23 protein-coding genes and 1 tRNA gene are annotated in these 17,751 nt (G+C 37.0%); 22 read left to right on the forward strand and 2 right to left on the reverse strand.

From position 1 onward, the window contains the following. The first annotated feature begins 10 nt into the window (after window positions 1–10). The 20 genes from RHO14_06965 to RHO14_07060 all read left to right on the forward strand — a co-directional run bounded on the left by RHO14_06965 (window position 11) and on the right by RHO14_07060 (window position 14,881). Window positions 11–463: a head completion/stabilization protein gene (locus RHO14_06965; GenBank protein WVD70096.1), complete on the forward strand. Its 453-nt coding sequence runs from the start codon at window positions 11–13 to the stop codon at window positions 461–463. Next, window positions 460–936: a phage tail protein gene (locus tag RHO14_06970; protein WVD70097.1), complete on the forward strand. Its 477-nt coding sequence runs from the start codon at window positions 460–462 to the stop codon at window positions 934–936. The genes RHO14_06965 and RHO14_06970 overlap by 4 nt, the downstream gene beginning before the upstream one ends. Beyond that, a complete protein-coding gene (locus RHO14_06975) occupies window positions 926–1,642 on the forward strand; it encodes a hypothetical protein (GenBank protein ID WVD70098.1) in 717 nt (238 codons plus the stop codon). The genes RHO14_06970 and RHO14_06975 overlap by 11 nt, the downstream gene beginning before the upstream one ends. A gap of 40 nt (window positions 1,643–1,682) precedes the next feature. Beyond that, window positions 1,683–2,798: a DUF2586 domain-containing protein gene (locus RHO14_06980; protein WVD70099.1), complete on the forward strand. Its 1,116-nt coding sequence runs from the start codon at window positions 1,683–1,685 to the stop codon at window positions 2,796–2,798. Between the two features lie 8 nt (window positions 2,799–2,806). Continuing rightward, a complete protein-coding gene (locus RHO14_06985; GenBank protein ID WVD70100.1) occupies window positions 2,807–3,271 on the forward strand; it encodes a DUF2597 family protein in 465 nt (154 codons plus the stop codon). A 2-nt stretch (window positions 3,272–3,273) separates the two neighbouring features. Continuing rightward, window positions 3,274–3,567, forward strand: coding sequence for a holin (locus tag RHO14_06990; protein WVD70101.1), 294 nt, complete (start codon window positions 3,274–3,276; stop codon window positions 3,565–3,567). After that, a complete protein-coding gene (locus tag RHO14_06995; protein WVD70102.1) occupies window positions 3,557–3,901 on the forward strand; it encodes a M15 family metallopeptidase in 345 nt (114 codons plus the stop codon). Before RHO14_06990 ends, RHO14_06995 begins: the two co-directional genes overlap by 11 nt. Further along, window positions 3,898–4,275 carry a hypothetical protein gene (locus tag RHO14_07000; GenBank protein ID WVD70103.1) on the forward strand — a complete coding sequence of 126 codons (378 nt, stop codon included), beginning with the start codon at window positions 3,898–3,900 and terminating at the stop codon, window positions 4,273–4,275. The genes RHO14_06995 and RHO14_07000 overlap by 4 nt, the downstream gene beginning before the upstream one ends. Window positions 4,276–4,373: 98 nt before the next feature. After that, a complete protein-coding gene (locus tag RHO14_07005) occupies window positions 4,374–4,640 on the forward strand; it encodes a putative phage tail assembly chaperone (GenBank protein ID WVD70104.1) in 267 nt (88 codons plus the stop codon). 44 nt (window positions 4,641–4,684) lie between these two features. Next, window positions 4,685–4,828, forward strand: coding sequence for a hypothetical protein (locus RHO14_07010; protein WVD70105.1), 144 nt, complete (start codon window positions 4,685–4,687; stop codon window positions 4,826–4,828). A gap of 2 nt (window positions 4,829–4,830) precedes the next feature. Beyond that, window positions 4,831–6,639, forward strand: a complete 1,809-nt coding sequence (locus RHO14_07015) for a phage tail tape measure protein (GenBank protein WVD70106.1) — start codon at window positions 4,831–4,833, stop codon at window positions 6,637–6,639. Continuing rightward, window positions 6,632–6,964: a DUF2590 family protein gene (locus tag RHO14_07020; protein WVD70107.1), complete on the forward strand. Its 333-nt coding sequence runs from the start codon at window positions 6,632–6,634 to the stop codon at window positions 6,962–6,964. Before RHO14_07015 ends, RHO14_07020 begins: the two co-directional genes overlap by 8 nt. Further along, on the forward strand, window positions 6,961–8,139 hold the full coding sequence (locus RHO14_07025; protein ID WVD70108.1) for a baseplate J/gp47 family protein: 1,179 nt from the start codon (window positions 6,961–6,963) through the stop codon (window positions 8,137–8,139). The genes RHO14_07020 and RHO14_07025 overlap by 4 nt, the downstream gene beginning before the upstream one ends. After that, entirely contained in the window at window positions 8,136–8,666 is a 531-nt protein-coding gene (locus RHO14_07030) for a hypothetical protein (GenBank protein WVD70109.1), read from the forward strand. The genes RHO14_07025 and RHO14_07030 overlap by 4 nt, the downstream gene beginning before the upstream one ends. Continuing rightward, the gene (locus RHO14_07035) at window positions 8,659–10,551 is read left to right on the forward strand and encodes a phage tail protein (protein WVD70110.1); all 1,893 of its coding nucleotides are present in this window, start codon (window positions 8,659–8,661) and stop codon (window positions 10,549–10,551) included. The genes RHO14_07030 and RHO14_07035 overlap by 8 nt, the downstream gene beginning before the upstream one ends. 13 nt (window positions 10,552–10,564) lie before the next feature. Then, entirely contained in the window at window positions 10,565–11,200 is a 636-nt protein-coding gene (locus tag RHO14_07040; GenBank protein WVD70111.1) for a tail fiber assembly protein, read from the forward strand. Between the two features lie 3 nt (window positions 11,201–11,203). Beyond that, entirely contained in the window at window positions 11,204–11,836 is a 633-nt protein-coding gene (locus RHO14_07045; protein ID WVD70112.1) for a hypothetical protein, read from the forward strand. Next, entirely contained in the window at window positions 11,833–12,351 is a 519-nt protein-coding gene (locus RHO14_07050; protein ID WVD70113.1) for a hypothetical protein, read from the forward strand. The genes RHO14_07045 and RHO14_07050 overlap by 4 nt, the downstream gene beginning before the upstream one ends. Beyond that, entirely contained in the window at window positions 12,348–14,057 is a 1,710-nt protein-coding gene (locus RHO14_07055) for a hypothetical protein (protein WVD70114.1), read from the forward strand. The genes RHO14_07050 and RHO14_07055 overlap by 4 nt, the downstream gene beginning before the upstream one ends. Before the next feature lie 485 nt (window positions 14,058–14,542). Then, the gene (locus RHO14_07060; GenBank protein ID WVD70115.1) at window positions 14,543–14,881 is read left to right on the forward strand and encodes a hypothetical protein; all 339 of its coding nucleotides are present in this window, start codon (window positions 14,543–14,545) and stop codon (window positions 14,879–14,881) included. Between the two features lie 164 nt (window positions 14,882–15,045). Here the strand turns inward: RHO14_07060 and RHO14_07065 are convergent. Beyond that, a tRNA-Lys gene (locus RHO14_07065) sits at window positions 15,046–15,121 on the reverse strand. A gap of 317 nt (window positions 15,122–15,438) precedes the next feature. Here RHO14_07065 and RHO14_07070 point away from each other — a divergent pair. Continuing rightward, entirely contained in the window at window positions 15,439–15,648 is a 210-nt protein-coding gene (locus RHO14_07070; protein WVD70116.1) for a cold shock domain-containing protein, read from the forward strand. A gap of 50 nt (window positions 15,649–15,698) precedes the next feature. Here the strand turns inward: RHO14_07070 and RHO14_07075 are convergent, their stop codons facing one another. Then, window positions 15,699–16,166 (reverse strand): thermonuclease family protein, encoded by a 468-nt coding sequence (locus RHO14_07075; GenBank protein ID WVD70117.1) that lies wholly within the window; start codon window positions 16,164–16,166, stop codon window positions 15,699–15,701. Between the two features lie 311 nt (window positions 16,167–16,477). Between RHO14_07075 and glpG the strand changes: the two genes are divergently transcribed. Beyond that, on the forward strand, window positions 16,478–17,311 hold the full coding sequence (glpG, locus tag RHO14_07080; protein ID WVD70118.1) for a rhomboid family intramembrane serine protease GlpG: 834 nt from the start codon (window positions 16,478–16,480) through the stop codon (window positions 17,309–17,311). The last annotated feature ends 440 nt before the right edge of the window (window positions 17,312–17,751 follow it).

Below are 17,751 nucleotides of genomic sequence, written 5' to 3' on the forward strand. Positions count from 1 at the left end.
AAGGATTGATATGTTTAGCGGACAAGAATTAAAGCAAGATAACCAAATCATTAAAAATGATGGTTTTTGGCCAGATCTAAATCTGGCGGACTTTCAGAGAGAACGCAGCATGTCACCTAATTTAAATGTAGCGTTATTAAGTCAAGCGTTAGTATCGGCAATGATTGAAATAAATATCACACTTGAAAACTATCAAATAACACAAAAAGCAAAAGGTATTAATTTAGCGCAGGAAATTGGAGTAATTAGTTTTGATGGGCTGTCATCAACAGTAATTATTTATAACAAAGCGGTATTTGCAAGGGCAAAAGCCGATCTTATTGGCGAATTTGTGTCGATTTCAAATCGTGAAGATAAGATCGGGGAAAGTCAGTTACAAATGGCTAAATCATTAATTGCTGAAAGTAGCCGTGAAGTTAGAAAAATATTAGGTTTAAAACGTACTTCGGTGGTGCTTATATGAGTTTAATTAATCAATTAACGGTATTTTTAAAAGCCAATTTACCCGAAGTGATTTTTAGAGGGCAAAAATTCACTCCATTTACCGACAGTATGGAACTTGAGCGAGTTTTTAAAGTGGTAACAAATAATCAGTTGCAAGGCGGCATTATTCGTTATGAGGCTGTATTTGAGTTTGAAGACTGGCCGTTTAGACAAATTAACCCGCAATCATTATTTTTGCTGGTTAATGTTTGGGTTGAAGAATTGCCAGAATCAGATCATTACGAAATTATCGAGAATCCAACGCTTGACGTTGATTTGATAGATGAAGAACTAGCGGATATTACCGTCTCGATAAAAATCACTGAAAACTTGTATATGGTTGAAGACGATAAGGGCGATATTCCGTTTAAGAATAAACGTTATCGAATTGATAATCCGGTTATTTGGTATAACCCGGAAAGTATCGAAGTGATTACAAAAAATGGCCATTAGTCTAAATCGAACGCAATTAAAAGAAATAAAAAACGCGCTTAAAGATCTAAATTTAGATGATAAGAAAAAACAAAAATTATTATGGCGCCTGGCAAAATATGGCGTTATCCCAGCAGTAAAAAGGCATGTTAAAGAGCAAGTCAACGTGAGCGGCGGTAAGTTTACTAATCGTAAGACTAAACGCAAAAAATCGATGTTAGCAAAAATGCCTAAATTGTTGGCGATAAAAAACTTACCGGAAAAAGAAGCAGTAAAGCTCTATTTTAGAGGCCGTTATAAAAGTACAGCATCTAAAGAGATTAGCGCCGGAGTTATTGCGGGTATACAGCAAGACGGGGCAACAATAAGGCAAAGCAAGAGCCAGTTTAAAGCAGTTAAGGACAAAACGGGTAAGAGCCAGAAAGAATTAAATCAAGGTGAGATCACAAAGCAGCAAATAAAGCGCTTGCGAGATCTTAATTTTGAAATACCAGGTACAAAGAAAAAAGCACCTAAAAAATGGTTACAAAATCATTTAACCAGGGCGCATGCGGGGTTAATTATTCGCATTATGAAAAGCGGAAAACCCTTAAAGCATGGCGAAAAAATGCCGGCGGGCGCTGCATCTTGGGCGATTGAGTTACCGAGTCGAGTCTTTTTAGGCATAAGCGATATAGATTTTAGCAAAGCACTAGCGAGAGAGTTAAACCGGATCAATTTTGGTTAAAGCGTAAACGCAGAAAATATTAAAAACAGGGGTAATAGTTATGACTTGGCCAGCAGTTGAAGTAAATCAGCTTAATTTAATGCAGGGTGAGACTAAAGAAGTTGAGCGCCGTTATTTGTTTATTGGTAATGCACCAAAAAATAAAGGCAAGATTATATCCGTTGATACAACAACAAATTTTGATGATGTGTTAGGCGTTGCCGATAGTGCATTAAAGCGTGGCTTAATTGCTGCGATGACTAATGCCGGGTCGGGTTGGTTTGCCTCAGTTGGGGTATTAAACACCGATCAGGATTGGATTGATGTTGTTCAAGCAGCGCAAAGCATAGGATCGTTTGAAACGGTGGTATATGCTGAAAATGTCAACTCAAAGGAAGATATCAACAAAGCTGTCAATCAAAGAGCGCTTTTAATGGCGAAATTCGCACGCTGGACACGTTTTATACTAGGTGTTGAGGGTTTGCAAGCAAAAGAGACGTGGAGCGGCTACGAATCTCGTTTGGCAGCGTTGCAAAGTGGCATTGCTGAATATGGCGTGACACTGGTACCAATGATCTATGGCAATGAGCCATTTGTAAACGCTGGCCGAGGGTGTAACCGCAGCGTATCGATTGCCGATACACTGGCTAGAGTGCAAACAGGGGCAGTAAAAGATTTAGGACGTGACAATAAACCGTTAGACGCTGACGGCGTCGAGTTACCATTATCAACACTTAAAACCCTTGAATCTAACCGTTACAGCGTCCCAATGTGGTATCCGGCGTTAGATGGTATGTATTGGGCAGATGATAGAACGCTTGATGCTGAGGGGGGCGACTATCAAAGCGCGGAAACTGTTCGCGTTGTTGATAAAGTGGCTCGCAAAATATTATTAAAAGGCATTGCTAAAATTGGGGATCGTTCTTTTAACAGTTCGATTATTTCAATAAAAGCAAATCAATCCTACTTTTTGGGCGATTTGCGGGAAATGGCCAAAGCAAGCCAAATAAACGGTATTCAATTTCCGGGGGAAGTTAAAACCCCACAAGATGGCGACATTACAATCACCTGGATTAATAATAAAACTGTACAAATTTATGTTGTTGTTCGTGTAACGGATATACCGCTAAAAATCACAATTAACATAATGATTAATAACGATATCGAAACGGAGTAATGAAAATCATGGGCAATAATTCAAGAATAAATGCTAAGGCTTTTGATATAACAATGTGGGGCGATGTGATTCAAGCACAAAGCGCCAGTATATCAATTACCGATAACACAGCAGCGGCAAAAACTAACGGCGTGCCCGATGGTACCTTGCAAGGTAGCGTTGAGGCGTCGGGCTCAATTGTTTTCTCAAGTAAATATTTTAAGGTGTTAAAAGCTAAAGCGCAGTCATTCGGCTCATATCGTGATATTCCGCCGGTTGATCTAATGTTTTACGCTAATACCGGTAGTGAAGAGCTACAAATTGAAGTATTCGGCTGCAAATTAACGATCACTGATTTACTGAATGTAGATAAAAGCAGTGACGATTCAACAATGCACACTGTTCCGTTTATCGTCACATCACCGGATTTTATTAAAATCGACGGCGTGCCGTATTTGTCAGCAGACGATACCCGCCATTTATTGAATGCGTAATTATGAAAGTAGAAGACGAATTGATCGTTAAAGTGGCGCTTATTGGTGCCCTAGTTGCAGTCGGTAAATTGCTGGCGGGTAGTGAGCCGCTATCAATTCGCAAGGTAATTGGTCGCACAATTTTAGGCTCGGCATCGTCAATGGTGGCTTTTTCGATATTAATTCATAAGCCCGATTTGTCAGAGTTGGCGATTGTTGGCTTATCTTCGTTGCTTGGCATTTTAGGGCATTCGGTTATCGAATATTTAGCGATTAAATATCTTGACAAAAAAGCCGGGGGTAAAAATGAACGCTGAAACATTAAGCCAAAAACAACAACGATTTAGCCATATGATCGGGTTATTAATTCTCTTTGCTTATAAACAAACGGGCTACGGTTTAACATTCGGCGAAGCTTTTCGCACGCCGGAAATGGCTGCAATTTATGCACAAAAAGGCAGTGGAATTAAAAATAGTTTGCACACTGAACGGCTAGCGATTGATTTAAATTTGTTTATTGACGGGGTTTATCAGCAAGATTCACAGACCTATAAATTATTGGGTGAATATTGGGAATCACTGGGCGGAACATGGGGCGGGCGGTTTAATGATGGTAATCATTTCTCATTAGCCCATAACGGTCGAAAATGATTAGCTTTAAAACGCTGGTACCGATTTTTGCGCTTATTCTTGCTTTTGGGTTTGGTTATTACGTTAGAGATTTACAACAAAATAAAACAATCTTAAAACAAGAAAGAGCGCAGCAAGAAGCGATTAATAAAAAAATCGAGGTAAGTAGCAAGCACGCAAACACATTAGAAAAACAATTACAACAGGTAAAACAACATGAGCAAACTATCACATCAACCGCAATACAGGCTACGAAAGGGGATAGGGTTAATTCTGATCATGCTTGCGTTGATGATGATTTTATCAAGTTGTACAACCAACAAAGTAAAAAATACCAACGCATATTATCAGGCCAACATGCTACAGCGGTGCCCGATAACGTGGCCAGACCTTGAAAAGAAACGACTAGATTTATTTTTACATCAAATGCGATCAATGTATGTTGATTGTGCATTAAGGCATAACAAACTAATTACAACTATTGAGGAACAACATGAAAACTAAACAAATCATATTAACAATTGCCGGCAATGAATTAACTTTTAACGTTACAACGCTAGCTTATAACAGTTATGTTAACGAAATCACGCAACAAAATAAAATAGCGCCGAGTATTCAATTTGTTAATCGAACCGTTAACAAAGACGATAGCGAAAAATTAAAAACGCTTTTAAATGATTACCCCGGTGCGGCGCTACAAATTGCAGGAAAATTAATCGAAGATTTTGCACCCGATCTTGAAATTACCATAAAAAACTAGAAAGCCGGTTAAGTAAAATCAATCAAAATCAATTAGAGCAGTTATTGATTTTGCGGCGGCATTACTTACCAAGCGAGGACGATAGTATCGAAAGTCTTGCCCGCGCTGCGTGGTTAGATAATCGTAACGCTGAAATATTGCGGGCATCGGTTGCAAATGGTATTGGTTTAGCGTTTAAAGGGGTTTGATTTTGGGTAAATCTTTAGATTTTACAATTGGGTTAGTTGATAAATTTACTAAGCCGTTCAAAGGAATAGGTAAAGCGATTGAACAGCTTGAAAAAGTCACGAATAGAACAACTCAATCTTTCCAGAAAATCGGCACCGGTGCGATTGCATTATGGGGCGTTGGCGCTGCGTTTAGTGCGTTAATTGAGCCAGCAGAGGAAATGCAAAGAGCATTAGATTTTGCTGGTTTAAGTGGCGTAAAAGAACTAGATAAAATGCGCAAACAAGCAAAATCCTTTGCTGGGGAATATGCAACAAGTGCCGTTGATTTTGTCAATTCGTCGATATTAATTAAAAATTCGATTAATGGCATTACCGACCGTGCTTTGCCGAAAGTTACCGAAAAAGTTAATCTACTTGCTAAATCAACCGGTGCCAGCGCTGAGGAATCCACGCAATACATGGCGAAAATGTTAAATGACTACAAACAAACCGCTATCAAAATGGGCGGGCTTAATTTTGTTGATCATGTCTCAAATATTGCTGCTTATGCAAAGCAAAATTTCAGTATGTCACCAGGTCAAATGCAAAGCATGATGGCTGGCGCAAATAATGCTGGTAATAACTACGGCGTTGACATGTCAGAACAATTTGCGGTACTCGGAACGCTTAATAAATCGATGGGCGGCGCCGGTGCGGGTAGTTATGAAAAAATGCTTGATAATATGCAAAGCGCCGGCCGGCAACTTGGTATTACGTTTACGGATACTAACGGCAAATTATTAGCGATGCCCGAAATTTTAACTAAATTACAAGATAAATTCGGAAAAAATATCGAGGGTAATGTTAAAGCGCAAAACGCATTAAATCGTGCCTTTGGCGGTGGTGCGCCAGCAGTTAAAGCACTAATGAAAGATAGCGACAAACTAAACCAGCACATCAAGGCGATAGGTCAAAATAACGGCCTTAATTTAGTACAAAAAATGGCTGAAGCAAATGTTAAGCCGTGGGATAAAATTAATGCAAAAATAAATAATATGCGGGAATCAATCGGGCGGGTTTTACTGCCTGTTTTTAACCCTTTATTTAAGATGCTTGATGGAACGGTGGGCAAATTTTCCAAATGGCTTGAAATGTTTCCGAATTTAGCTAAATGGATCGGAATAGTTACCGCCGCATTTTTGGCACTGGCCGCGGTTGGTGCGGTGTTGGCAATTGTTGGCGGCGCATTATCGTTAATATTATCGCCGATCACGCTTATTATTTTGGGTATTGCAGCAATTGCCGCCGGTGTTTATTTGCTTTGGGATAATTGGGGGACAATTATAGGCTGGATTAGTAAGAAATGGGACGAGTTCGCAAGTATGATAACGAATAGCCCGATTGTCAAAAAAATTAGTGAAATTGGCAAAAGTATCTCAAGTGGGTTCGGATCCGCTATCAAATACATTAAAAATAAATTTATTGATGCGGTTAACTGGTTAATACAAAAAGCAAATTATCTGCCTGGCGTGAATATTGATTTAATCAAGCGTGATGATGACGAGTCCGAACTTGTCTCAAAGGTAACAAAATCACCCGATCAGGCGTTAGCACTGACACCGGTATTAAACCCTGCGCCCATTTCAGCACCTACATTGATCCCGCAGACCAATATCTTAACTGGTACAAGTATTAACAGCGTTGATCCCGGCGGTATTTCGAAAGAGATTAAAAATAGTCAAAGTCAATCAGTTGATAATAGCCAAAATATTAACTCGGTAACGATTTCGGCGCCAAATGGCTTAACGCCGCAGCAGCTACAAGAATGGCAAGCATTACAAAATGGATAAACTTTACTTTGATTTACTGATAAATGGTAACGATATTACACTCGATAACGTCAATGAGCCAGTTATCACCTGTGATTTTATCAGTATCGGACAAGATATTAAGCACGCCATTATAGAGAGTGGGTTAGCAATAAAATTAATCGGTGAACGCTCGCCGCTTATACGAACAGACATTATTAATCAAATTGAATTATTGGCCGAGCAAGATCGGCGAATAATTCCGGGTACCGTTAATATTGCCGAAGAAACCACCGAGCGCTATTTATTAACGGCCAAAGCTTATAATTATGATGAACTCATTGCTATTGGAGTAACAACAGCATGAAAATTGATTTTGAAAAAGTATTACAAGATAGTGGAATGCCAACAACAGAAGCCGCTATTCGTGCAGAATTTGACGAAGTAGTTAAATCTGAAAACTTAATCACTAACCGGTCGAAAATGTCACCGTTTTGGCGATTAATCACGGCGTTAGTGGTAAAGCCGTATCTATATTTAAAAGATACGTTAATTGATCATGTATTAATTAATATGTTTTTAATGACGGCGCAAGATTGGGCGCTCGATATGTTCGGTGCTGCAGTGAATTTATCACGAAAATCTGAAAGTGCAGCGACTGGCGTAGTAATCTTTACTAAAACAGACATTAATCAAATGATATTCGTTAAAGCGGGAACAGTAATACAATCACCGCCAATTAATGGACATATCTATCAATTGCGTACATTGATTGATTTTGAAATCCCCGCCGGCGTTTTATCAAGTCGAATTTCTGTTATTGCGGAAAGTCCGGGCGAATCTTATAACTTGGCAGCCGGTTATTATTCGATTCTTGTTGAGGATATTCCCGGCATTGAATTTATTACCAATGATGATGATTGGATAGTAACACCTGGCGCAGACACAGAAAAAGCGGACGATTACCGGGAGCGTATTCGTAATCAATATAATTTCGTGGGTAATTATCATACTGACGCCGTTTACCGCGGCATTATCTCGTCAATTACTGGAATTGCGACTAATCAAATTTATTTTGTTCATGATGCACCCCGCGGCCCTGGTACAGCTAACGTTTATGTTTTGCTTGATGATGGCGTTGCGACGAATGATTTTATTAGTAATGTTAATGATTTTATCATGACTAAAGGCAACCACGGCCACGGCGATGATTTGCAATGTTTTGCTATGCCAGAAAAACCGATTGATATCGATATGACCGTCTATTTTTTAGCAGAACAAATGCCAAGTAATATTGATGAATACAAAATCAATATGGCCAACTTTATACGCTGCGCATTTCGTCAGAATAACGATTATAGCGTAACAAAAGTCAATGCCTATTCTCGCTTTAGTATCTCTAATTTAGAGACCGAATTACACCAGGTATTTAATGAGATTCACTCTATTGTTATCAATATTGACGATATTGTAAGTACGCTTGACGTGCCACGCTTAAAAAGCCTTAACATTAATATCGCACTATCGGAGCAAATCCAATGATTAAGGTTAATTTGCCTATCTGGTTAAATAAAGGCGAGGTTATAAAATTTAAAAATGCCTTGGTTAAATTTTGGGAAAAATTGGAAGAGTGCCTATTATTTCCGATAAAACAATCTGATCCTGAAACGTGCGATGAAAGACTATTATTCTTATTTGCTTATCAACGAGATATTAAGCGATTAAGTAATGAGCCGTTATCGCTTTTTAGAAAGCGAATTAAATATGCGTTTATTAATGCACAAGATTCAGCGTCGGTGATTGGCTTTAAAAATATTTTTATGCGCCTTGGGATCGGCACGGTTGAAATATTAGAGCGACAAAAGGGCTACGATTGGGACGTCATAATTTTACGTGTGAGCGATAGCCAGCTATCACAAAATCAAACTTTAATTAATGAGATCGTAAGGCAATACGGCCGAACATGCCGGCGCTATAATTTTGAGATTATTGTTGTTGGCCGAGCTTTTTATAATTGCGGTGAGTTCGGCAATGTAACCAGTTACAACGGAGTGAAATATAATGGCTAAAGTAGCAGTAATTAAAACAGGTGAGCAATATTTTGCAAATTGTATTGCGAACAATAAAAAAATTGAATTAGATAAGTTTATCTTTGCTAATGTCCCCTACGTTAATGGTAATACTGATATTAACGTTAATGCAGCCGTGCCGGTAGTAAGCCAAATAAAATACGTCTCAGAAGTGACACAGTCGGGGTTAATTAGTGATAATGCCGTTGTTTATTCCGTGGTGTTAGACACAACGATCGGCGATTTTGAGTTTAATTATATTGGGTTAATGAACGCCGAAACGAATACGTTGTGTATGGTTTTCCATACTGATCTGCAGCAAAAATTAAAAACTCAGGGGCAGCAACAAGGTAATAGCTTAACGGAATCATTATGGCTAGAGATTGACGGCGCAGCGCAGGCAACCGGGATCACGGTTAACGCTGAAACGTGGATGATCGATTATTCGTCACGACTTGCCGAAATGGACGAAAGGGCGAGATTTGCTAATTTTGATATTTACGGCGTGTTTGCGGTTATGGCAGGGCTTAACGTCACTAAGCTAGATAATCAATGCACGATTTCTAGCGGTTGGGGTTACGTGAGAGGGCTACGTTCAACGTTACAAGATGATATAAAAATTAATGTTGAAAACGGCGATCAAATTTATTTAGTCTCTTGTTTGACCGGTAGCGTAACTGGGGCGCATAAAGTCAAAACAAAAATTGCATTAAATATCAATGCGCTTGATTTTATCGAAGATGGTATTCATTACCATGCGGCCAGAATTGCGGTCGTTGGTGATGACGGCGAAATAACCCAAGTAAGGCCTAGCGCACAAATTGTAACGAGCGTAAACGGTAAAACTGGCGATGTGATGATCACCCCCGAAATTATTGGTGCACTTTCAACTAATGGCGGTAAGTTAAACGGCACTTTGGATATTGTATCAAATCAAATTCCTGCGCTGCGAATTAAAGATCTGGACTCAAATAATTGGGTCGGTTTTTTTTCATCTAGTGAAAAATGGGGCATAACAAAAAACTCAAGAATAAATGACACCGATTATACAAGTAATACGTTAGAGTATAATCATTCCAACGGTTCGTTAAACTTTTTATGCAATTCAGTCAGATTTAAAGATAAATCTATCTTATATCAAGGATTATGTGGACTTTTGGCAATATCTACAAAAAAAAGGTCTGTATCTTCGCCAATCTCTCTTGATTTAATGAGTGCTAGCGAATCATCGCTAGTTAATGATGCCTGGGGCAATACACTACCAACAACATCACCATGTTATTTATATAAAATAGGGGTGACCGAGGAAGACTATTCGGGCGGGTGTTATCTTCTTTCAGAATGCCAAATAGGGGGGCGATCTTGGATAGGAAAAAGCATAAGCCAAAATGACAAAATAAGCTGGGACGAAATCATAACCGCCACAAATTTAAATGAAAAAGTAGCCTCTTATCCAATTGGTGCTCCGATCGATTGGTTTAGTGATCAATTACCACAAGATGGGCATATTTATTTATATCTTGATGGATCGGGCTTTGATAAAAATTTATATCCAAATCTTGCTAAAGTTTTCCCGAATGGAATTTTGCCAGATGTAAGGGGCGTGGTACGTCGTGGTATGGACAACGGCCGCGGTTTAGATCCTTATCGAGCGTTAGGAAGTTATCAAGATGACGCCGCAAGGCCAATATATGGGACATTTGTCGCAACCAAATCCGGCAACCCGCTAAGCGGTGCTTTTAGACAAATTGGAAACGGTAGGACTAAAAATGGCGGTGATGGCGATGGGCAGCTTGTAGAGTTTAACTCTTCGCTGCTTGGTTGGACTGCAAACGAAAATCGCATGAAAAATATCGCATGTCACGTAATAACAAGAGCAAACTAATTAAGGGTAATCAATGAAATATCAAATAAAACCGATTGAAGCTATATTTAATGATAAAGGATTTTCACAAAATGCTGGCTATGTCACATTGTATAACTTTGATAATGTAACTTATGAATTTATTGCGACAACTATTCGGCAGTTACCTGCAGGAATAAGTATACCGGCCGACAGTTGCTTAGATGCACCAAATTATATTGATGAAAATACGGCAATTGTACGAGACGTTAAAAATAATCAATGGATTTACCCGCCCGATCATCGAGGTAAGCAAATTTATAATATTCATGACGGATCCCCTAAAACTGTTGATTTTATAGGAGAATTACCGGACACCTACACCGATAAAGTGCCAGGTAGTGCATTTGATAGTTGGAACGGTAAAGAGTGGATCGAAGATAAAGAAAAAGCATTAAAAAATAGAATTGATTTAGCTAAGCAAGAGCAAGAGAGCCGTTTAAGTGAGGCAGATAGTTATATTTATGATTTAAATGAAGCCATTGAACTTGAACTTGCAACCGATGCACAAAAAGAGTTGCATAAATCTTGGCGGCAGTATCGCTTTGTTGTTAAGCAAATCAATATTAATCAACCTGATTCTATTAATTGGCCAGCAAAGCCGCAGCAACCTAATTTTATAAGTGAGTAGATAATGTGGCTACCTGGCATTTTATCACTAAAGAACATTGAACAAATCAATTGTCATAATTTTACGGTAATGCCGTTTTTTTCGAATGGTAAAAAATATCTAACGCCGGTTAATGCGGTAGATAATTTACTTAGTAGGGTTAACGGGAATGATCTTGTTTTTTGTATCATGTTAACTGCAACAACGGAAAACAGCTTTGTTAATAAAATACAATCGTTGGTTGATAGTTGGGCATTACCTGATTTTAAAAAAGCATTAAGAATTAGTAAGACGTTAGTTAATCTCGATAGTAATAAAATGATTATCCCAGCGCCCGACACTTCGATTAGTTCGGCGCCGTTATCCACTCAGCAAAGCCGCGCAATATTAACAGCGCAGAAAATCGGACAAATCAAATCATTAAATATATCAATGATGAAAAGTAACATTAGTGCTTTTTCGAGTAAGCAAGCGCAGATGATTGATAATACCAAAGCGATTGCAAGTTCAGCAGGTGGCGCAATTATTGCGGTAAATTATTATTTTGGTTTAGCGAGTGATTTAAAAAAAGATGTACCAAATGAAACCCATTCATTTACGTTATTAACCGGGTTTACAGGGTCAGAGATTATTAAATTATTGGGGTTAATTGCATGAGTAGTACAAATGTTTTAGCGTTAGATGGTGAAGCAATACAGATTAAAAACCCGCAAATCGTACTAAAGGAAACGATTGCAGAAGAAGACCAGAGCGGGCAATCATCATCAACAACGGCTAGCGAACAAGGCCAAAAAGCAAAGGTTTTAAGCGTTAGCGGTGTAATTGAATATACAAGCGTGGCCTGCTTGACCCGGTTATTTGAGTTAGCAGGGCAAAGAACAGAAAGCGGGGCCAAAAAAGTCTATCGAATCGCTAACAGCTTAGCGCTGGCTGTCAAATTTCGGCAGGGCGTTTTTTCGGGGGAGATATCGGCAACGCCCGATAGTAAATTTTTAGCTTGGAATGTGAGTTTTACACTAAAAGAGCGTTTTTCGGTGCCGGAAAAAAAAGAAGCAATAAAACAATCTGATAGTGGCGAGTTGATTATTGATGATGATAAAGCAGACGATAAAGCCGATTTAAATGGGTTTGAAGAAAACATGTTAAATAAAATAGATAAGGCTCTATCATGAAAATTATTAAAAAATTAGTTATTAATAACATCGAAAAGCAACTAATTGATACTAATATTTTGTTAGAGTTAAGCGGCTGCGGCCGTGGATTTATTGTCGTCAATGCTGAACAATCAGAAATACTGACAAATACAATAGTAAAAATTGATCTCGGCTACTATGGCTCTGTTTCTCGCTGGTTCACTGGTTATGTTGAAAGTGAGCAGCCGGCGAAAAAAGGTACCAAAAAATTAATCATTCGAGAGCTGATAGGCGTTTATAGTCGTGAGTTTAATTGTTCTTTTCAGCACCCGACAATTAAAGATATTACAAACTGGCTAACCGCTAATTACCAATTAAAATTTGATTTACCGGACAAAGACTATATTAATACGAAAATACCGCATTTTAAGCATTCCGGCACGGGTAACCATTTATTAAAGGCAATCGGCGAGGCGTTTAATATTGCAGATTATGTTTTTTATCAAAATCAAGTCGGTACCATTTATTTGGGTAGTTATAGCGATTGTTATTACGGTGATAAGCAAATCGATTTAGGCGACGATTTAAATAAAATGTCGTTAAGTACCACGGGTGTTAATACTATAGTGGTGCCGTTTGTGCCAAAAATCCGCCCTGGCGTCATATTAAATAATCGGATAGTTAAAGAGGTTAATTTAATTAATGATGAACTTCATTTGACATTTGATGGCGGTAATCGTGATCAGTTTAAAAAACAATTAAGTAAAAGCAATCCGGAGATTTCCGCCGGCTATCATTTGCCGATGTTTGGTCGGGTAGTTGCAATTAGTGATATTTGTAATACCGGTAATATATCAACGCCATTTCGTCCGCGTTATGCGGTTGATGTGCAATTGCTCGATGAAAATGGCGAGGATTCAAGCGCCCTCGTATTTAAAGCGGTACCTTTACCGGTGGCGCTCGGTAGTTGGGAAAAGGGCGCATTTTGTTATCCAGATATCGGATCGGTAGTTGATATCGCTTTCGCTTATGGTAGAGCTGATCAGCCGATCATACGTAATGTGTACCCGGTTAATGTCGCCGTGCCGGCAATTAAGCACGGTGAGATCTTAATACAGCAACGACCAGAGGTTTATCAGCGAATAGATAAAGTCGGAAACATAACCAGGGAAACCGATCAGGAATTGCGAGACGTTAGCCGAGATCATTATATTACAGCAGATAACCAGGATAATAATATCATTGAGCGTAAAACGACTATAAGCGCAAATGATGAAATTAATGTATTAGGCAATAGAACGGTTAATGCTGGGGCGATTGCAGTATCGACAATACAAGATTTCGGGATTGGTACCGGCGCAAATTATTATCATTATGTTAAGCAAAATTATGAGTTAACGATTGATGCAAATTACACGTTAAAAGCAAATGCGATTAGCGTGGCCGCAAACAATGATATACAAGTGATAGCAAAACAAATCAGTGAAAAGGCCGACACAATTTATTCAATCGTGGCCGGGAATAATGCGCAAATTATGGCGCCGTCAATCTGGCTTGGTAGTTCTACAATTAACGCTACACAGTGCATGTTAGATACGCTCGACTTAGTCAAGCGCCTGGCAGATTTAACCGCTGCGCATGTCCACGGCAACAGCTCACCACCTAACAATGGCAGTGCAATAAGCGCTCTAAGCAAAGACGCTGCAAGCACAAACGATAAGTATTCATCAATCATAGCGAAATAAACGCGCTTTTTTCCTCATTGCCCGCATAACGCGGGCTTTTTTATGTCCATTAAAAGCCCACACCAGCAAATATTAATCCGACCAAATCGGCGCTACACCGCTCCCGCCTACGGGTTTCGATCTGTAATTTTTTTTCAGTTTTATTTTACTACAAAACAAATTGCCGGGGCTTGTTGTAAAAAGGATCTGATAGGATCGTAAGAAACTGAAATAATTGAAAGACTTTTCACTTTTTTACAGTTTTTGAGTATATAAAAGGATTGTTGCGATGCTTTAATTTACTGATTTATTTATATATTTTTATTTTAGGTGACATTATTTAAAATAATTTCTTACGTTAAAAATAAAAATCTATTTGATTTTAAAATAGATTTTTATTTTAAAAACTGAAATTAGAAATAGAGTAGATATTATGATTTATTCTATATCTGTTATGTTATATTTAATATTATATAAATCTACTAATAATATAAAAGGACATAAAAATGGCTTTAGTAAAAATAAAAGATGTCAGTATTAATGACTTAGTGGAAATAAATAAAGTAAATTTATTTAACTATACTATTGAGGATCGATATAGTAAAAACCCAACATTAGCCTATGATTCAGCTGATTATGATATTTGTATAGCTGTTGTGGCTACACTTTCTACTGAAACTATTAAACATATAGCTATCTTTATATATAACCAATTAAAAAATAGAAAGAAAAATAAAATTGAAATCGATAAGAAAACTATGAATGTGGATCCGGTAACTATAGAAAATATTACCAATATGTTGAAAGAAATAAGAGAAAAAGACAAAAACAATAAATTTAATTGATTATAGAAAAAAAAATTCAGCTATACGTCATATTAATTTGGCAATTTTTACTTAGTATTAATAAATTGATTTTCTGTATCGCCACTTTACCGCCATTGCTCAATGTTTAAACAATTAACGAAACTTTATTTTTATCATAACACTTTGTTTTAAACTAAGTTCTATGGTGGGTTGTGGGGGGATCGAACCCACGACCAATTGATTAAGAGTCAACTGCTCTACCGACTGAGCTAACAACCCACTTTGTAAAGTCAGACGTATTCTATCTAAACATACATTTAAAATCAAATATAAAAAAAGGTAATCAGTATGTATTATCGCTAAGTGGTTGAAACTTGAAGCAATAATCAATATTTTTCGAATTTTCTCTAAATATATTAATATGATATCTTTACGAATAATTTAAAATAAACTTGCTATATATACGCGAATATGCGTTAATAGATGTCACATAATAACGCGTAGTTTTTTTAATTATTAAAAATATTATGTAAGTTTTATGTAAACGAGCATACGTGATGATATGCAGCAATTACTTTTTTAGGAAAATTTTTGAAATGACAAAGAAAACTGGCCAAGTTAAATGGTTTAACGAAAATAAAGGTTTTGGATTTATCACTCCTGCTGATGGTAGCAAAGATGTATTTGTTCACTTCTCAGCTATTATGAATGAAGGATTTAAAACATTAGCGGAAGGGCAAAACGTAGAATTCGTTATCCAAGATAGCGCTCGTGGTCCAGCAGCAGCTGAAGTTAAAGTAATCTAATAACTTTATTGTTATTTTATTAATAGAAACCCGTCTATCGAGCGGGTTTTTTATTTTATCGCTCTTCGTTTAAATTCCCATGGTGCAACTGGGTTATCTTCTTGCCATAAACCTAAATGGTTTTGTTTAGCTTTTGTTTCTAGCATAATCATAGTTTTATTTGATGCTTTATTTCGATATCGATAGGCCCAAGCATAGCCGTTTAAAACCATCAACTCATTAATATTTTGTTTTTTATAATAAATGGTTCCTAGCATGCGGTTATAAATATCCTGACCTTGTTCTTTAATTAAAACGACTTTTTTAGTAATTAATGATGATAAAAATTGCTTTGATTCATTTACGAAGGGTTGTCCTCTTTCTGGCGCATCGATATCAACTAAACGGATCCGGATTCTCTTATTATTATAAGTCAGTACATCAATCGTATCACCATCAATAATATTAATCACTTTGGCCGAAAAATCTGCAAAAGCAGAAGTACTTAGGAACATTATTAAAACTAGTAACTTTCTCATAAAACTTAGTAACTCCAAATGGGCATTAGCTTGTAAATATTTAATATACTATCGTAATCCTGATATTTTTTGGGTAGAAAAAATAGTCGGTTTTTATTTTAGTATTTGATATTGCTTAAGTTAATATGATATCTATCTATTTTCAATAACTATTACTAGACTTTTGCAAATTACCTTAATGAGTGTATCGGTTATTGGTATGATAAAAATTGTTAGATTGCTTGATTTTATTGGTACATGATAATATTTGTATTGCCTTTAAACTCGTGACGTTTAATATACAATTATAGCCACAAAGGATAATTTATTTTATGTACCTCATTTCATTCAAACAAGCTGAATTTGCCTATACTTTCATTGATTATATGGCAACGAAAGATATCATTTTACGAACAGAGTTAGATAAAGACGGTAACAGCCAGTTATTTTTCGATGATAGTTGCGATGACAAACTCACCATAGTTAAACAAGAACTAGAACAATATATTCAAAATCCTTATGATAAACGTTATCTTGATGCTACTTGGCAAAAAAGCAATAATCATTCATTTAAACTACCCGCAAAAAAATTGAATGCGGGCATACTTAACCTCGCGCCAGTCGGGGTAATTACACTTATTATTACCATTGTTTGTATTGCGCTCTATGGTTTATTGTTTATTTTTGGGCCAACTCAAATATTAACGTATCTAGGCTACCCACTTCCTGGTCAGCAAGCTCAATTGTGGCGCTATATTACGCCAATTTTTATTCATTTTTCATTATTACATATTGTGTTTAATATAATGTGGTGGTGGTATTTAGGTGGAATGATTGAACATCTAAAAGGGCGATTTAAGCTAATCGAAATCACGGTTATTTCAGGCTTGCTCTCTAACTATGCTCAAGCGAGTATTTCAGGGCCTGATTTTGGCGGGTTATCTGGCGTTGTTTATGCTTTAATGGGATATGTATGGTTATATGGTGAGACGCGGCCATCATCGGGCTTACGATTTGAACGGGCAATGATAATTATTATTATCGTTTGGTTACTAGCTGGTTTCACTGGCATTTTAGGGCCGATAGCAAATACCGCTCACTTGGTTGGGCTTATTGTTGGTTTACTTTTAGCCGTTAAAGATATTTGGTTTATCAAAAAACAATAACTGATATTTTAAATTATCCTTTTCATTTCCTCACGCTATATTCAATTTTAAGCAGACTTAAAAAACGATAAGTCTGCTTAAATCATATCTATCTGTTTATTATAAGTTAATTATTATCATCTTAAAATATTTTTATAAATCATTGAAACTTTGCGCAAATTTTTGTATGTTAATGGAGTAACCAATATGGATTATCTATTTAGGTACATTCAAGATTCTTTATTCTAAAAAAAATAATAAGAGATTTGTATGCTTCCACTTTATAATAATATTAAAAATCAATTCAATATCCGTTGTTTTAAGAATCCTCTCAAATTTTACGTGACATTAGTTACGCTGTTTAAATTACTAGTTAATTATTCTAGTATTTTGACGTTATCTTATTTAAATACTAAAAGCCTTAGTTATTATCGCCAATCCTTACCTACAAGCCTTTTATT

It is taken from the genome of Orbaceae bacterium lpD04, assembly GCA_036251935.1.
GTDB lineage: Bacteria > Pseudomonadota > Gammaproteobacteria > Enterobacterales > Orbaceae > Orbus > Orbus wheelerorum.

Bases quoted from the DNA above. Each gene is read 5' to 3' on its own strand.
- RHO14_07060 (WVD70115.1), top strand. From the start codon at position 14,543: ATGGCTTTAGTAAAAATAAAAGATGTCAGTATTAATGACTTAGTGGAA.
- RHO14_07055 (WVD70114.1), top strand. From the start codon at position 12,348: ATGAAAATTATTAAAAAATTAGTTATTAATAACATCGAAAAGCAACTA.
- RHO14_07000 (WVD70103.1), top strand. From the start codon at position 3,898: ATGATTAGCTTTAAAACGCTGGTACCGATTTTTGCGCTTATTCTTGCT.
- RHO14_07040 (WVD70111.1), top strand. From the start codon at position 10,565: ATGAAATATCAAATAAAACCGATTGAAGCTATATTTAATGATAAAGGA.
- RHO14_07045 (WVD70112.1), top strand. From the start codon at position 11,204: ATGTGGCTACCTGGCATTTTATCACTAAAGAACATTGAACAAATCAAT.
- RHO14_06975 (WVD70098.1), top strand. From the start codon at position 926: ATGGCCATTAGTCTAAATCGAACGCAATTAAAAGAAATAAAAAACGCG.
- RHO14_07030 (WVD70109.1), top strand. From the start codon at position 8,136: ATGATTAAGGTTAATTTGCCTATCTGGTTAAATAAAGGCGAGGTTATA.
- RHO14_06980 (WVD70099.1), top strand. From the start codon at position 1,683: ATGACTTGGCCAGCAGTTGAAGTAAATCAGCTTAATTTAATGCAGGGT.
- RHO14_06970 (WVD70097.1), top strand. From the start codon at position 460: ATGAGTTTAATTAATCAATTAACGGTATTTTTAAAAGCCAATTTACCC.
- RHO14_07025 (WVD70108.1), top strand. From the start codon at position 6,961: ATGAAAATTGATTTTGAAAAAGTATTACAAGATAGTGGAATGCCAACA.
- RHO14_06995 (WVD70102.1), top strand. From the start codon at position 3,557: ATGAACGCTGAAACATTAAGCCAAAAACAACAACGATTTAGCCATATG.
- RHO14_07035 (WVD70110.1), top strand. From the start codon at position 8,659: ATGGCTAAAGTAGCAGTAATTAAAACAGGTGAGCAATATTTTGCAAAT.
- RHO14_06990 (WVD70101.1), top strand. From the start codon at position 3,274: ATGAAAGTAGAAGACGAATTGATCGTTAAAGTGGCGCTTATTGGTGCC.
- RHO14_06985 (WVD70100.1), top strand. From the start codon at position 2,807: ATGGGCAATAATTCAAGAATAAATGCTAAGGCTTTTGATATAACAATG.
- RHO14_07075 (WVD70117.1), bottom strand. From the start codon at position 16,166: ATGAGAAAGTTACTAGTTTTAATAATGTTCCTAAGTACTTCTGCTTTT.
- RHO14_07050 (WVD70113.1), top strand. From the start codon at position 11,833: ATGAGTAGTACAAATGTTTTAGCGTTAGATGGTGAAGCAATACAGATT.
- RHO14_07005 (WVD70104.1), top strand. From the start codon at position 4,374: ATGAAAACTAAACAAATCATATTAACAATTGCCGGCAATGAATTAACT.
- RHO14_07020 (WVD70107.1), top strand. From the start codon at position 6,632: ATGGATAAACTTTACTTTGATTTACTGATAAATGGTAACGATATTACA.
- RHO14_06965 (WVD70096.1), top strand. From the start codon at position 11: ATGTTTAGCGGACAAGAATTAAAGCAAGATAACCAAATCATTAAAAAT.
- glpG (WVD70118.1), top strand. From the start codon at position 16,478: ATGTACCTCATTTCATTCAAACAAGCTGAATTTGCCTATACTTTCATT.
- RHO14_07070 (WVD70116.1), top strand. From the start codon at position 15,439: ATGACAAAGAAAACTGGCCAAGTTAAATGGTTTAACGAAAATAAAGGT.